At 39.9% G+C, this 15083-nt stretch carries 19 protein-coding genes; 5 read left to right on the forward strand and 14 right to left on the reverse strand.

Going from position 1 to position 15083, the window contains the following annotated elements; all coding sequences use genetic code 11:
- Positions 1 to 28: 28 nt before the first annotated feature.
- The 6 genes from SK629_RS06955 to SK629_RS06980 form a co-directional block, all read right to left on the reverse strand.
- Complete coding sequence (locus SK629_RS06955) at positions 29 to 844, reverse strand: hypothetical protein (protein ID WP_042901184.1); 816 nt, start codon at positions 842 to 844, stop codon at positions 29 to 31.
- Between the two features lie 3 nt (positions 845 to 847).
- Complete coding sequence (locus SK629_RS06960; protein ID WP_042901186.1) at positions 848 to 1168, reverse strand: PadR family transcriptional regulator; 321 nt, start codon at positions 1166 to 1168, stop codon at positions 848 to 850.
- A gap of 133 nt (positions 1169 to 1301) precedes the next feature.
- Complete coding sequence (metG, locus tag SK629_RS06965; protein ID WP_042901188.1) at positions 1302 to 3299, reverse strand: methionine--tRNA ligase; 1998 nt, start codon at positions 3297 to 3299, stop codon at positions 1302 to 1304.
- A 123-nt stretch (positions 3300 to 3422) separates the two neighbouring features.
- Entirely contained in the window at positions 3423 to 4682 is a 1260-nt protein-coding gene (locus SK629_RS06970) for an ABC transporter permease (RefSeq protein ID WP_042901189.1), read from the reverse strand.
- A gap of 1 nt (position 4683) precedes the next feature.
- Positions 4684 to 5385 (reverse strand): ABC transporter ATP-binding protein, encoded by a 702-nt coding sequence (locus SK629_RS06975; RefSeq protein WP_042901192.1) that lies wholly within the window; start codon positions 5383 to 5385, stop codon positions 4684 to 4686.
- Positions 5369 to 6577, reverse strand: coding sequence for an efflux RND transporter periplasmic adaptor subunit (locus SK629_RS06980; protein WP_042901195.1), 1209 nt, complete (start codon positions 6575 to 6577; stop codon positions 5369 to 5371). Before SK629_RS06980 ends, SK629_RS06975 begins: the two co-directional genes overlap by 17 nt.
- A 288-nt stretch (positions 6578 to 6865) precedes the next feature.
- Between SK629_RS06980 and gor the strand changes: the two genes are divergently transcribed.
- A complete protein-coding gene (gor, locus tag SK629_RS06985) occupies positions 6866 to 8212 on the forward strand; it encodes a glutathione-disulfide reductase (protein WP_042901196.1) in 1347 nt (448 codons plus the stop codon).
- 188 nt (positions 8213 to 8400) lie between these two features.
- Positions 8401 to 8937 carry a biotin transporter BioY gene (locus SK629_RS06990; RefSeq protein WP_042901197.1) on the forward strand — a complete coding sequence of 179 codons (537 nt, stop codon included), beginning with the start codon at positions 8401 to 8403 and terminating at the stop codon, positions 8935 to 8937.
- A gap of 159 nt (positions 8938 to 9096) precedes the next feature.
- Here the strand turns inward: SK629_RS06990 and SK629_RS06995 are convergent, their stop codons facing one another.
- The gene (locus SK629_RS06995; protein ID WP_000807422.1) at positions 9097 to 9312 is read right to left on the reverse strand and encodes a YdbC family protein; all 216 of its coding nucleotides are present in this window, start codon (positions 9310 to 9312) and stop codon (positions 9097 to 9099) included.
- A gap of 98 nt (positions 9313 to 9410) precedes the next feature.
- Between SK629_RS06995 and SK629_RS07000 the strand changes: the two genes are divergently transcribed.
- On the forward strand, positions 9411 to 9731 hold the full coding sequence (locus tag SK629_RS07000) for a hypothetical protein (RefSeq protein ID WP_042901198.1): 321 nt from the start codon (positions 9411 to 9413) through the stop codon (positions 9729 to 9731).
- Between the two features lie 29 nt (positions 9732 to 9760).
- On the opposite strand, the gene SK629_RS07005 is transcribed toward SK629_RS07000, so the two are convergent.
- The 7 genes from SK629_RS07005 to rpsP all read right to left on the reverse strand — a co-directional run bounded on the left by SK629_RS07005 (position 9761) and on the right by rpsP (position 13163).
- The gene (locus SK629_RS07005) at positions 9761 to 10099 is read right to left on the reverse strand and encodes an ATP cone domain-containing protein (RefSeq protein ID WP_001196040.1); all 339 of its coding nucleotides are present in this window, start codon (positions 10097 to 10099) and stop codon (positions 9761 to 9763) included.
- 11 nt (positions 10100 to 10110) lie between these two features.
- Positions 10111 to 10830 (reverse strand): tRNA (guanosine(37)-N1)-methyltransferase TrmD, encoded by a 720-nt coding sequence (gene trmD, locus SK629_RS07010; RefSeq protein WP_042901200.1) that lies wholly within the window; start codon positions 10828 to 10830, stop codon positions 10111 to 10113.
- Complete coding sequence (gene rimM / locus SK629_RS07015) at positions 10820 to 11338, reverse strand: ribosome maturation factor RimM (RefSeq protein WP_042901201.1); 519 nt, start codon at positions 11336 to 11338, stop codon at positions 10820 to 10822. The genes trmD and rimM overlap by 11 nt, the downstream gene beginning before the upstream one ends.
- Before the next feature lie 30 nt (positions 11339 to 11368).
- Positions 11369 to 12157 carry an alpha/beta fold hydrolase gene (locus tag SK629_RS07020; RefSeq protein ID WP_042901203.1) on the reverse strand — a complete coding sequence of 263 codons (789 nt, stop codon included), beginning with the start codon at positions 12155 to 12157 and terminating at the stop codon, positions 11369 to 11371.
- Positions 12158 to 12254: 97 nt separating this feature from the next.
- Positions 12255 to 12587, reverse strand: coding sequence for a MazG nucleotide pyrophosphohydrolase domain-containing protein (locus SK629_RS07025; protein WP_042901205.1), 333 nt, complete (start codon positions 12585 to 12587; stop codon positions 12255 to 12257).
- Positions 12588 to 12631: 44 nt separating this feature from the next.
- Positions 12632 to 12871: an RNA-binding protein KphA gene (gene kphA, locus SK629_RS07030; protein WP_000379617.1), complete on the reverse strand. Its 240-nt coding sequence runs from the start codon at positions 12869 to 12871 to the stop codon at positions 12632 to 12634.
- Positions 12872 to 12890: 19 nt separating this feature from the next.
- The gene (gene rpsP / locus SK629_RS07035) at positions 12891 to 13163 is read right to left on the reverse strand and encodes a 30S ribosomal protein S16 (protein WP_000268760.1); all 273 of its coding nucleotides are present in this window, start codon (positions 13161 to 13163) and stop codon (positions 12891 to 12893) included.
- Positions 13164 to 13769: 606 nt separating this feature from the next.
- Between rpsP and SK629_RS12485 the strand changes: the two genes are divergently transcribed.
- Positions 13770 to 14090 (forward strand): hypothetical protein, encoded by a 321-nt coding sequence (locus SK629_RS12485; protein ID WP_200872348.1) that lies wholly within the window; start codon positions 13770 to 13772, stop codon positions 14088 to 14090.
- Positions 14087 to 14911, forward strand: a complete 825-nt coding sequence (locus SK629_RS07045) for a peptidylprolyl isomerase (RefSeq protein ID WP_042901206.1) — start codon at positions 14087 to 14089, stop codon at positions 14909 to 14911. Before SK629_RS12485 ends, SK629_RS07045 begins: the two co-directional genes overlap by 4 nt.
- The last annotated feature ends 172 nt before the right edge of the window (positions 14912 to 15083 follow it).

The following is a 15083-nucleotide window of genomic DNA, read 5'->3' on the forward strand; positions in this document are numbered from 1 at the left end:
AAAAAACCGCTTTGCAACGGCTTTTTGACTATATTTCACTCCATTTTATCTTCTTAAATCCACGGAAAAAGAGAAAGATTCCAATAAATAGGACAGCTAAAGGAATAATTTTTGTGAAGAAAACGTGTGAAATGCCCATCCACTCATAGTAACGGAGCAGAGAACCTACAACAAGATGGGCAACAATCATACTGACAAAGGGACGAAAGACCGCTTCTTTCCAATTCCAAATACTGATGACTAGAGAAAGCGTAAAGACAAGGAAACTATCCCAGGGAGCAGGAAGATAAAAGGTTCCTTCTTGTATGAAATTTGCCATTCCTACATATCCCAGAACAACTAGAAGAACAAGAATCCCAACGACAATATAAGTGCTAATTTTCATCTTAGGAGAATCTTGAACTAAACTCCATCGTAAAATTGTAGCCACAAGCCCAAATCCAACTAGAAAAAGGAGCAGTTGCCCTAAGAAGGTGAGCAAATTGACTGTTAAGAGAGGACCTTTCGAAAAATCGCCTAGTAGTTGATAATAACGTAATATTACTAAGACAAGGATTGGCGTCAACAGTGACTCCTTGATAGAACTGCGTGGTGCTTCCTTGAGAATCTCTTTCATTATTTTTTTAGGATTCTTACCTAGATAATCCTCTGCACTCATGCCATCTCGTTCTGCTTCTGAGAAATCTAGCATCATCAAATAGATCTGCTCTCTGAGATAGTCTTCATCATAGAGAAATCCAGCAAGATTAAAACTTTCCCACAGCTCCTCAAAATACTGCTGATTCTCCTCAGAAAACTCATGCAACAAAGCGCTTGTTTCTTCATAATACTTCATTTTCTTCATGGTTTAACCCCCGTTCTTAATCCTTTCTACTTTTTGACTCAAATCATCCCATTGTTGCCAAAAGACCGAGACACGCTCTTCTCCTTCTTTCGTTAATGAAAAATACTTCCGATCTGGACCATCTGGCGACGGACGCATGTCGCCTCTTATCCATTGATTTTTTTCTAACTTTTGCAACAAAGGATAAATAGTTCCTGGAACGATAGTATCAAATCCAGCCTCTCGCAAAGTCTGAACTAACTCATAACCATATCGCTCTTTTTGACCAATCATATCCAAGACACAACCTTCAAGAACACCTTTTAATAGTTGAGTTTCTTTCATCCCTTCTCCCTTCTCACCTATTTTGTAATACCTACTAGTATCTTCACCTATAGTATACTACTCCTACACTAGTTTGTAAAGCATAATAGTTAAATAAAAAAACAGAACTAGCATGAACTAGTCCTGTCTATTTTTACCCAATCACACTTCCATTTGGTACAGCTGGATCAACTGTGAGAAGGGTTAATTTTCCATCATGTTCAGCTGATAGGATCATGCCTTGGCTGACATATTTCTTCATCATTTTACGTGGTTTGAGATTGGCAACGATTTGAACTTTCTTGCCGACCAATTCTTGTTCGTTTGGATAGTATTTGGCAATTCCTGAGAGGATTTGACGATCTTCACCATCACCAGCATTCAAGCGGAATTGAAGCAACTTATCTGAACCTTCTACTTTAGACACTTCTTTGACTTCTGCGACACGGATTTCGACCTTGTCAAAGTCTTCAAACTTGATTTCTTCCTTGTTTAGTTTGAGTTCGACTTCGTCTGGATTCCATTCTTTTTCGACAGCTGGCTTGTTGCCTTCCATTTGTTCCTTGATATAGGCGATTTCTTCTTCCATATCGAGACGTGGGAAGATTGGTGTTCCTTTGGCAACTACCGTTACACCTGCAGGGAAATCAGCCAAGCTCAAGTTTTCAAGGCTTGCTACTTCTTCCAAGCCAAGTTGAGTCAAGACTGCACGACTGGTTTCCATCATAAATGGCTCAATCAAGTGAGCGACGACACGAAGGCTAGCTGCCAAGTGGCTCATAACACTTGCCAATTGGTCACGGAGAGCTTCATCCTTAGCCAAGACCCATGGGGCTGTCTCGTCGATGTATTTATTGGTACGTGAGATAAGGGCCCATACCGCTTCAAGTGCACGTGGGTAGTCAACTGCTTCCATGTGTGTATGGTAGTCAGCGATTGATTCAGCAGCTACTTGAGCAAGAGCATGGTCAAATTCTGTCACACCTTCTACATAGGCAGGAATTTGCCCATCAAAGTACTTGTTAATCATAGAAACCGTACGGTTGAGGAGATTGCCAAGGTCATTGGCTAATTCATAATTGATACGGCCGACATAGTCTTCTGGAGTGAAGGTTCCGTCAGAACCAACTGGAAGGCTACGCATGAGGTAGTAACGAAGTGGATCTAGTCCATAGCGTTCTACTAACATTTCAGGGTAAACGACATTTCCTTTAGACTTAGACATTTTGCCGTCTTTCATGACAAACCACCCATGGGCAATCAAACGATCTGGCAATTTGATATCCAACATCATAAGAAGGATTGGCCAGTAGATTGAGTGGAAACGAAGGATGTCTTTTCCTACCATATGGAAGACAGTCCCATTCCAGAACTTGTCAAAGTTACCATGTTCGTCTTGACCATAGCCAAGCGCTGTCGCATAGTTCAGAAGGGCATCAATCCACACGTATACAACGTGTTTTGAATTAGATGGTACTGGAACACCCCATGTAAAGGTTGTACGAGAAACCGCCAAATCTTCCAAACCAGGCTCGATGAAGTTGCGCAGCATTTCATTGAGACGACCATCAGGAGTGATGAACTCAGGATGGGCTTTGAAAAATTCGACTAAGCGGTCTTGGTATTTACTGAGGCGAAGGAAGTAGGATTCTTCAGATACCCATTCAACTTCGTGACCTGATGGAGCAATACCGCCCGTCACATTTCCAGCTTCGTCACGGAAAACTTCTGCAAGTTGACTTTCTGTAAAGAATTCCTCATCTGAGACTGAATACCAGCCAGAGTATTCACCCAAGTAGATGTCATCTTGAGCCAGCAAGCGTTCAAAGACCTGCGCCACTACTTTTTCATGGTAGTCATCAGTTGTGCGGATAAATTTATCGTATGAGATATCTAGTAATTGCCAGAGTTCTTTGACTCCAACTACCATCCCATCAACATAGGCTTGAGGTGTGATGCCAGCTTCTTCAGCTTTTTGCTGAATCTTTTGACCATGCTCATCAAGCCCTGTCAAATAAAAGACATCGTAGCCCATCAGGCGTTTATAACGCGCTAGGACATCACATGCGATAGTTGTGTAGGCAGAACCGATATGAAGTTTCCCAGATGGATAGTAAATCGGCGTTGTAATATAAAAATTCTTTTCAGACATAATTTTTCCTTTCCAGGCAAATGAAACCTGTTTTTCTAACACTTCATTATATCACATTTTTAAGGATTTTCGATAGGGAAATCTATACAAAAACAAGATAGACGAGTGTCCATCTTGTTGATCTTATTCATAACGAAGGGCTTCGATTGGATCAAGCTTCGATGCCTTGTTGGCTGGCAAGACCCCAAAAACTATACCCACGCTAGCCGAAACTGCAAGACTAAATAGGGCAACTGGAATTGATACTCCAACTTCTATACCCGCAATCAAACCTTGCAGTAACAAACCTGCTAAGGCAGTTAAACCACTTGCAATTGTCAAACCAATTAATCCACCTAACAAGGTCAAAATCATGGATTCAATCAAAAACTGGATTAAAATATTGGCACGAGTTGCACCCAAAGCCTTACGGAGACCAATCTCACGGGTACGCTCTGTTACTGAAACCAGCATGATATTCATAACACCAGTTCCTCCAACAAAGAGAGAAATTCCTGCGATGGCACTAATAATCGTCGTCATAAAACTAAACGATTGTTGAACTTCTGCAAATACAGCTGACTCATCTGCTACTTGATATTCTCCCTGTTGCAAGCCAGCAAGCTCTGTCATTTTTCGTGCTAATTCTGGCCCCAGAGTTTGAGTCAAGCTTGTGTCATTCACTCGAAAGACAATATTAGCAATTTCATCTACATTAAAATTCGCAGCAAGGGAGATATTTGTGGTAATAGGCAAGCCACCAAGACCATACATTTTTGAATTTTTAGATTCTGGGCTAGTATAAACACCAATGACTCGATAACTAAAACCATTGACTTCCACAACCTTGTTAATAGCCTCTTGAGGAGATCCAAATAGACTAATGGATAATTCTTCATCAAGCAAAATGACACTTGCAAATTCTTTGAAATCTTGTTCTCTCAGACTACGACCTGCAAGAATTTCATTGTTAACAGCCTCCATATAAGTTCTGTTTCCACCTGTCAAATTGGCATTTTCAACCTTTTTATCTTTATAAGTCAAGATGGCGTTCGTTGAGTTGGTTACATAGTAATTATCCACTCCCTTCAATTTGGCTGCCTCCTTGACCCAAGATTCTTGCGGTTTTGGTGGTTCAACATGAACTTCCTCTTCTTTTCCAGAAACCGTAAAAGCTGATTGTTTCTGAGTAAAAGATCCATCTTTACTTTTTTTAGAAGAGAAAAAGACACTGATATTTTTTTGAGATCTGGTCATGTTTTTATTGAGCTGTCGAGACATGGAATCACCCAGAGCCATAATCACAACAACCGATGAAACACCGATAATAATCCCAATCATGGTAAGCAAAGAACGCATCTTGTGAGCCATAATAGATGAAAAGGCAAATTTCAGATTCTGCATCTTAGTTTTCCTCCTTTTCTAACTGAGCACTATCAGACGAAATAACTCCATCTCGAATGACAATCTGACGTTTGGCATAAGCAGCTATTTCAGGCTCATGCGTTACCATGATAATAGTTTTTCCTTCTTTGTTCAAGTCAACCAATAGTTGCATAATTTGGTTCCCTGTTTGGGTATCCAAGGCTCCTGTCGGTTCGTCTGCTAGGATAATAGAAGGATTGTTTACCAAGGCACGCGCAATAGCTACACGTTGCTTTTGACCTCCAGATAATTCTGAAGGTAAATGGTGACTACGTTCTGTCAATTCAACCTTATCTAAATATTCCTCGGCTAACTTGCGACGTTTTGAAGATGAAACTCCTGCGTAAATCAAGGGCAATTCTACGTTTTGCAGAGCATTGAGTTTAGATAGAAGAAAGAACTGTTGAAAGACAAATCCGATTTGTTGGTTGCGGACCTTGGCTAGTTGTTTTTCACCTAGTCCCGCCACTTCCTGACCTTCAAGATAATATTCTCCACTGCTTGGTGTATCCAACATACCAATCGTATTCATGAGAGTAGACTTACCAGAACCTGATGGTCCCATAATGGCAACAAACTCACCCTCATTCACTTCAAGGTTAATATTTTTGAGTACCTGCAGTTCTTGGTCACCATTACGGTAACTTCTGCAGATATTTTGTAGACTAATTAGTTGCTTCATCAGCCTTCACCTCTTTTCCTTCCTCTAGAGAAGACGTTGGGTTACTGATGACCTTGACTCCATTTGTCAGACCTGAAGTGATTTCTTGGTTGTCTGCATCAGCATTACCCAAACCAACTTCCACTTTCTTGGCCTTTTTCTGCTCGTCAAGCACCCAGACATAGTTCTTATCATTTTCAGTCACAACACTTGTTAGAGGAACCAAAATGGCTTTACTCTTATTCTTGACCTCAACACTTACTGAAAATCCTTGTTTCAAATCACCAATTTCACTTGTAACATCAATGGTATATGGATATTTAGAACCAGAATTACCAGCTGCTGTGGCAGGAGTTGCACTTGCTGCTTCGCCATTGTTTTTAGGGTAGTCGGAGATATAGCTAATCTTACCAGTCCAGCTCTTATCTCGATAAACTTTAGAAGTGAAGGTTACTTCTTGTCCTACAGATAGGTTGGCAAGGTTGTATTCAGATAGTTCGCCCTTAACTTGTAAGTTTTCATTGCTTACAATATGAACCATCACCTGGCTAGCTCCTGTTGGAGATTTTGAAACATTGCGGTTGACTTCGACTACAGTTCCTTCTAGGGTACTGAGAACAGTCGTTGCATCCAACTGACTTTGAGCCTTGCTTAATTGCGCTGCTGCATCTGCACGGGCATCACGAGCATCACCCAGTTGTGCATCAATAGATGAAACTGAATTTCCTGAGACTGGAGCTGGAGTTTGGGCTGCAGCACCTTCTCCTCCTGCTGACACTGGTAACTGTGGAGCCGGAGCTGAAGCGGCTTCATTTCGTGCTTGATTGAGTTCATTGATATGACGATCTGCCTTAGCTACTGCTCGACTAGCTGAATCATAGGCAGCCTGGGCTTCTGAACTACTGTACTTGACTAAAGCCTGCCCTTCACTAACCTTATCACCCACAGAAACAAGGATTTCATCTAAATCTCCCTTACTAGCATCAAAATAAACATATTGTTCATTTTTTGCTGTTACTGTCCCTGACAATAAGACAGAAGATGCCACGCTTCCCTCCTTAGCAACAACAAGATGAGTAGCTTCATCTTTTACAGCAGTATGAGAAGGTTGTCTAAAGAGCAAGATCCCCCCAGCCCCCAATACAACTACACTGGCAGCACCAACTGCTGCATACAATTGCCACTTTTTAGCTTTACCATTCTTTTTCATAATGAAACTCCTTTTTGATTTAAAGTTCTTAACAATATTATACCAAAATTCCCCAATATAAACAATAACAGTTGAGAACGAAATAATGACATTTCAGGATTTAATTATTGTTCGGAATTTTCATCCAATCATTGTACTAGTTATATAATACACTTTATTTTTCCTTTTTGCAAGCCTTTTCTTTCATTTTTTTGAACGTAGCAGATTTTTGCAATCAAATCAAAAAAAAGATAGAATATGACTATCAAAAAATGACACTCTACTATTTAAAAGAGTACAAAGGAGTTTTCAATGAGAGAATATGATATCATTGCTATTGGTGGAGGCAGCGGAGGAATTGCTACCATGAACCGTGCTGGTGAACACGGAGCCAAAGCGGTCGTTATTGAGGAAAAGAAATTAGGTGGAACCTGCGTCAACGTCGGATGTGTTCCTAAAAAAATCATGTGGTACGGAGCGCAAATCGCTGAGACTTTCCATCAATTTGGAGAAGACTACGGCTTTAATACTACTGATCTTAACTTTGACTTTGCAACCCTACGTCGCAATCGTGAAGCCTACATTGATCGCGCTCGTTCTTCTTATGATGGCAGTTTTAAACGCAACGGCGTAGACCTGATTGAAGGCCATGCTGAATTTGTAGATTCTCATACTGTTAGCGTAAATGGTGAGCTGATTCGTGCTAAACATATCGTGATTGCTACTGGTGCCCATCCAAGTATTCCAAATATTCCTGGTGCTGAACTAGGTGGTTCTTCTGATGATGTATTTGCCTGGGAAGAATTGCCAGAGTCAGTTGCTATTCTAGGCGCGGGTTATATTGCCGTTGAGTTGGCTGGCGTACTCCACACCTTTGGTGTCAAGACAGATCTATTTGTTCGCCGTGATCGTCCTTTACGAGGTTTTGATTCTTATATCGTTGAAGGTTTGGTCAAGGAAATGGAAAGAACAAACTTACCACTTCATACTCACAAAGTCCCTGCCAAGTTAGAAAAAACTGCTGAAGGCATTACCATTCATTTCGAAGATGGTACTAGTCACACAGCTAGCCAAGTTATCTGGGCTACTGGTCGCCGTCCAAACGTTAAGGGCTTGCAACTTGAAAAAGCTGGAGTGACTCTAAACGAACGTGGCTTTATCCAAGTGGATGAATACCAAAATACTGTTGTTGAGGGAATCTACGCTCTAGGTGATGTAACAGGTGAAAAGGAACTGACTCCAGTTGCTATCAAGGCTGGACGTACTTTGTCTGAACGTCTCTTTAACGGAAAAACAACTGCAAAAATGGACTACTCAACTATTCCAACCGTTGTCTTTTCACACCCTGCTATCGGAACTGTTGGCTTGACAGAAGAGCAAGCTATTAAAGAATACGGTCAAGACCAAATCAAGGTATACAAATCAAACTTTGCATCTATGTACTCTGCTTGCACTCGCAACCGTCAAGAAACACGTTTCAAATTGATTACAGCTGGTTCGGAAGAAAAAGTTGTCGGACTTCATGGAATTGGATACGGTGTTGATGAAATGATTCAAGGATTTGCTGTTGCTATCAAAATGGGAGCAACCAAGGCAGACTTTGATGCAACTGTGGCGATTCACCCAACTGCATCCGAAGAATTTGTAACCATGCGTTAATCGAAACAAAAAAGCTGATACAAATGTGTCGGCTTCTTTTTTGATATTCACGAATCGATAAAAACAACTTACCCAGTCAGCAAAATCGGCCGTTACAGTTTTTTGTTACCTTTGTTACGAAAACAGGTTGACAATAATATTAAATTAAGTATAATAGTTACTATACATAAGAAAAGAGGTTAACTATTTTGAAAAAAGCTCACGTTTATGCTATCCCTGCTATTGGAGCTGCTCTCATTGCTGTTTTAGCACAAATCAGTCTTCCAATTGGACCTGTTCCCTTCACTCTGCAGAACTTTGCAATTGGCTTGATTGCTACTGTCTTTAGACCGAGAGAGGCTGTACTTTCTGTTGGACTCTATCTTCTTCTAGGTGCCATCGGTCTTCCTGTCTTTGCAGGAGGTGGAGCTGGATTTCATGCTTTGATTGGTCCTACTGCAGGCTATCTTTGGTTTTATCTTGTTTATTCTGGACTTACTTCTTCTCTAACTAACAGCGATAGTGGTTTTGTCAAAATTTTTCTAGCAAATCTCTTGGGGGATACACTTGTCTTTGTTGGTGGGATTATTGGATTGCATTTCCTAGCTGGAATGCCATTTGAAAAAGCTCTTCTTGTGGGGGTATTTCCCTTTATCATCCCAGATCTTGGTAAAATTATTACCATTAGTTTTATTAGCCGTCCATTACTTCAACGCCTTAAAAATCAGGCTTACTTTACTAACTAAAAAAGGATATCGAGTTGTCATGACTCAGTATCCTTTTCTTTCATTTTGAAAACTTATACTCTTCGAAAATCAAATTCAAACCACGTCAGCTTCGCCTTGCCGTACTCAAGTACTGCCTACGGCTAGCTTCCTAGTTTGCTCTTTGATTTTCATTAAGTATTAGTTACCTTTAAAGGCATCCACCATGGTTTGAAATTCTTCATTTGAGAGAGTAATTCCTTTGCCCATTTTAGTATGATCTGGACTCCAAGCACGAATATCAAACTTTGCAGGGGCACCATTAAAGCTCACCCGGTTGATTTCCTTAGTCCAACCTTTTTCGTTTTCAGAAAGAGTCAACAAGTGCTCTTCGATTTCAAATGTAAATTCTGCCATTTTCTTCTCCTTTTTTAGCTTTCATTTGATTATTCGTAAAATCTTGTAGATTTTAGGAAAATTTTATATAATATTGATATAAAAGAAGGGAGGCCAATATGAGACATAAATTCCAGCAAGTTCTAGATAAAATACATGACTTTTTAAATGGACATGATCAACCAGACCATACTGAAAGCAACTCCCTTACAGCCACTATTGAAGAGGCTATCCAGAAACAAACTGCTGTTCACCTTATCTTGTCTGAGACAAGTTTTACAGGTGATATCATCAAATACGATCAGCAACGCCAGCAAATTATCGTGAAAAATTTTGCTAAAAATGTAAGCCGTATTATCCGCATAAGCGATATTCAACGCCTGCGATTTGTCCCTTCAACTGTCCAAACAGCTCAAAAAAATAGATTTAAGAAAGAGTGAGATGTAGTTGCTTCATCCCACTCTTTTTCTTAGCGAATTTGTTCAAAATGTAAATGAACAGCGATATGGTCTCCATAACCACTTCTTTCCAAATCTCGTTGTAGACGATAGGAAATGTAGTGTTCTGCAATGGTAATGTAACCTGCACCCAATAAACGGTGTTCAACCATAGACTGAATCATGCTAATGGTAGCACGTTCCACCTTGGCTTCTTCCAAATCCAAAACCACTTTCTTAGTGACTTGTGCAAGGTTTTGACGCAAATCATCTGTCAATACATAGACAGTCTGGGCTGCCTTTAAGATAGCTTGGTAAATCTTATCTGGATTAAATTCAGCAATTTCTCCATCACGTTTGATTACTTGCATAGGGTTCTCCTTTATTCTTTGTTTTCTTTGATTTCTGCCAGCATTTTTTCTTCTTCTGCTGTCAGTTGATAATGTTCAAGCAAATCCGGTCTGCGTTCGTAGGTTTTCTTTAAACTCTCATACAGGCGCCACTGACGAATCTTTTCATGGTGCCCGCTCATCAGAATATCCGGCACAACCATACCACGATAATCATAGGGACGTGTGTACTGAGGATATTCGAGAAGGCCTGAAGAAAAACTATCATCTTGGTGGCTAGACTCCTTTCCAATCACTTCTGGAATCAGGCGTACCGTAGCATCAATCATGGTCATAGCTGCCAATTCTCCTCCAGTTAAGACATAATCTCCTAAGGAAATCTCATCTGTCACCAAGGTCTTGATCCGCTCATCATAGCCCTCATAGTGACCGCAGATAAAGATAAGTTCTTCCTCTTGAGCCAAATCCTCTGCATAGGCCTGATCAAACTGCTTGCCAGCTGGGTCTAGGAGAATGACGCGCGGATTTTTCTTTTCAATAGCATCAAAGGCATCGAAAATAGGTTGCGCTCGGAGCAACATCCCCTGTCCACCTCCATATGGCTCGTCGTCTACATGACGGGCCTTTTCAGCATTTTCTCTAAAATTATGATACTGGATATCCAAGAGCCCTTTTTCTCGAGCCTTTCCAACGATTGAGTGCTCCAGTGGAGAAAACATCTCTGGAAAGAGGGTTAAAATATCAATTTTCATCGTCTAGCCCTTCTAAGATTTCCACATCGACGCGGTTATTTGGAATATCGACATTGAGAACCACTGGTGGGATATAAGGCAAGAGCAAGTCTCGTTTGCCTTTTCGCTTGACCACCCAGACATCATTGGCACCTGGTTGTAGGATTTCCTTGATGGTTCCGATCAAGTTATCTTCCTCATAGACCTCCAAACCAATAATCTCGTGATAGTAGAATTCACCATCATCTAAATCGTTTAAATCTTCCTCAGCGACCTTGAGACTGTATCCCTTGTACTTTTCGATAGCATTAATATGGTACATATCTTTGAATTTGATAATGTCAAAGTTCTTCTGTTTACGGTGACTAGCGATGGTCACTGTTTGGACAAACTGATCTTTTTCATCAAACAAGGCCAGCTCAGCCCCTTTTTTAAACCGTTCTTCTGCAAAATCTGTCACAGACAAGATTCGCATCTCACCCTGTAACCCTTGCGTATTGACGATTTTCCCAACATTAAAGTAGTTCATCTTGTCTCCTGTACTCTCCTTCTTTCCATCTTATTCTGACAATTCTCGAATAATAGTCGCAATTTTTTCGGATTCAGACCACTGTAAATAATGGTGATTCCCTCCTAAAATGAGTTTAGTATTGGAAGTCCAATATTCTGATTCTCTGTACTCTTTTTCTCTATAAGCCTGACAAAAAATAAATACAGGGATATGAGATTCTACCGACAAATTCTCAAAATCTTCCTCAGTAATTTCTCCAGATATCTGAAATTCTGGATCTTGATTTTGCAACTCTGAACCTTTTTCTTGCATTAATTCCCAGATTTCTTTATTAGTTTCAGGGTTAAATGTGGCTTGAGTTAAGTTCTTAAAATAAAGTTCAGGACCACACTCGTCAATCAGCCTCATCTGCTCTTCCATTTCTGGATAAGGATTTTCTGAAAAATCAGCAAACATGACGTTTTTAGTTGTCGGTTCAATTGCTACTAAAGCCTGATACTTAATTGGTTTCTTGAGCAATTTACAAGCTAAAATTCCACTCAAACTATGTACACAAAGTATATATTCAGAAATCGCCAATTCTTCAAGTACTTTATAAACCGCATCTGCAAGATTATCTAGATTTTTTCCAGCTTGGTCATGAATCGGACTCCTACCTGTGTTTGGAAAATCAATTGTCAAATAACCAATTGTGGGAGGAAGCTTTTCGAGTATAAGTGAAAAATTTTCATAACTTGGTAACAAACCTGCGCCACTTAAACAAACTAGCATTTTCTTTTGCTTTTGATAAGTAACAGAGAGACTACCAATTTCTGTAGATACTTCAATCCTCTTCATAAAGAAATCCACTCATTCTGTATAATGAATTATTAAAAATCCTTATCCTTTATTTTATCACGTTCCAGGGATTTTCTCAAGTTGGAGAAAGAGGACATCAACTCTTGTCCCCTTTCAAAAATCCTTCCAAATCTCGTTCATGCTGATATTTGATAGCCGCCTTTTTGTCTTTTTCAAAAATGGTCTTGGTTAGATCTATGTCGTTGATGACGGCGATTGCGACAGTGTAGTGAATAATATCAGCAAGTTCTTTTGCTAATTCCTCGTTAGAATCCTGAACGCCATCTTTTCTACCAGAACGACCATTCAAAACCTCGGCTACTTCTCCAACTTCCTCCACTAGCTTGATAAAGAGGCCTTCCTCAGTTCGAGACTGCTGGTAATGTTCCAGTAGGTAGTCTTGTAATTGTCTAAACGTTAAATCCTTCATATCCTGCTCCTTGCAAAAAAAGCGAGACATTCGTCCCGCCCTTCTTATTTTTCGTCAATAACGATTCTTACTTTTTTATCTTCAGTTGGGACAGAGTAGACAATCGTTCTTATCGCAGAAATAGTGCGACCCTTACGACCAATTACACGACCCACATCGCTTTGATCAAGATCCAAATGATATTCCAAAAACTCTGGTGTATCTTCAATCTTGATAGTTAAGGCATCTGGTTGTGAAATCAAGGGTTTCACAATCGCAATAATGAGATTTTCAATCGTATCCATCTGTCAACCTACTTTAAACTTATTTTGAGAATTTAGAATCGTGGAATTTTTTCAATACGCCTTCTTTTGAAAGGATGTTACGAACTGTATCTGAAGGTTGAGCTCCATCAGCCAACCATGCAAGAACGCGGTCTTCTTTCAAAGTTACTTGGTTTTCAGCAACAAGTGGGTTATATGTTCCAACTGTTTCGATGAAACGTCCGTCACGTGGTGAACGTGAATCTGCTACGTTGATACGGTAGAAAGGTTTTTTCTTAGAACCCATACGAGTCAAACGGATTTTAACTGCCATTTTTAAAGTCTCTTTTCTTATTTTTTATTTCGGTGAAATAGCTGAGCTATTTAGCACATGTTCTATTATAGCAGATTTCTGACAGGTGTCAAGAAAAAAACTTGACAGACTATAAAATTTTTAAACCATTTAGAAATTTGTTAGAAGTAGGAAATAAATGTTTGAAAGAGGCTATCAGTGAATACTATTTTATACTCAATGAAAATCAAAGAGCAAACTAGGAAGCTAGCCGCAGGCTGTACTTAGGTACGGCAAGGCAAAGCTGACGTAGTTTGAATTTGATTTTCGAAGAGTATTAGAAACATTTTATAAAGACCATCAACTCAAACCCTTCATCTCTCCTGAACGAGATTTGAATACTTGGCTCCTAAATCCCAAGCCTGCTCCCAAAAGAAACATGGAATTATTAACAGATGATTTACTAGCAGGAGATATCATTTTACTATGGAGAATCCAGTTTGGCACTTTTACCACCGAAACCTGGTTTCCTAAATACTTCGAGTACACTTATGGTATTGATACCCCTAAGCATCTAAAACTCTGGTAGAAAAAGGTTATACTGTCATTGAAACTGCTTCTGATTCACTTGATCATCTCAATGCTACTATGAAAAAGAATATTCTGAAAAGCAAGGGAATTACAGAACTATCTAAGATGAAGGCTACAGATCTGGAACAAGCCCTTCATAACAACTTTTCAGAAGAAGAATTGGCAAGTCACTTTTCAATTCGTGGCTACAAATTGACTCTAAAGGGGAGCAGATACTGGAACAATACAAGGGAATTATCGACCGTCATCCAAAGAAAAATCTTTAATCAAGTGATTTTTTGGTTGATTTTCTCTAAAATTACCTTGTCACTAACATTTGAAATCCCCTTCCTTTTAAGGTACAATGGTAGAAATGAATTTTTGAGAGGATCAGAATGAAAAAACTAGCAACCCTTCTTTTACTATCAACTATAGCCCTAGCTGGATGTAGTAGCATCCAACGCAGTCTGCGTGGTAATGACTATGTTGATTCCAGTCTTGCTGCTGAAGAAAGTTCCAAAGTAGCTGCCCAATCTGCCAAGGAGTTAAACGATGCTTTAACAAACGAAAACGCCAATTTCCCACAACTATCTAAAGAAGTTGCTGGAGATGAAGCTGAAGTGATTCTCCACACAAGTCAAGGAGATATCCGCATTAAGCTCTTCCCTAAACTGGCTCCTCTAGCAGTTGAAAACTTCCTCACTCATGCCAAAGAAGGCTACTATAACGGCATTACCTTCCACCGTGTCATCGATGGCTTCATGGTTCAAACTGGAGATCCAAAGGGAGACGGTACAGGCGGTCAGTCCATCTGGCATGACAAGGATAAGACAAAAGACAAGGGAACTGGTTTCAAAAACGAGATCACTCCTTATCTCTATAACATCCGTGGTGCTCTTTCTATGGCTAATACTGGTCAACCAAACACCAATGGCAGCCAGTTCTTCATCAACCAAAACTCCACAGATACCTCTGCTAAACTCCCTACAAGCAAGTATCCAAAGAAAATCATCGAAGCCTACAAAGAAGGTGGAAATCCTAGTCTAGATGGCAAACACCCAGTCTTTGGCCAAGTGATTGACGGGATGGATGTTGTAGATAAGATTGCTAAAACCGAAAAAGATGAGAAAGACAAGCCAACGACTGCAATTACTATCGACAGCATTGAAATCGTGAAAGACTACGATTTTATACTCAATGAAAATCAAAGAGCAAACTAGGAAACTAGCTACAGGCTGCTCAAAGCACTGCTTTGAGGTTGTGGATAGAACTGACGAAGTCAGTAACTATACATAAGGCAAGGCGACGTTGACGCGGTTTGAAGAGATTTTCGAAGAGTATTAAATCTTAAAAACCAAAAAATACAGTATCCACATACGGTACTGTATTTCT

Source organism: Streptococcus mitis (assembly GCF_000722695.1).
GTDB lineage: Bacteria > Bacillota > Bacilli > Lactobacillales > Streptococcaceae > Streptococcus > Streptococcus mitis_O.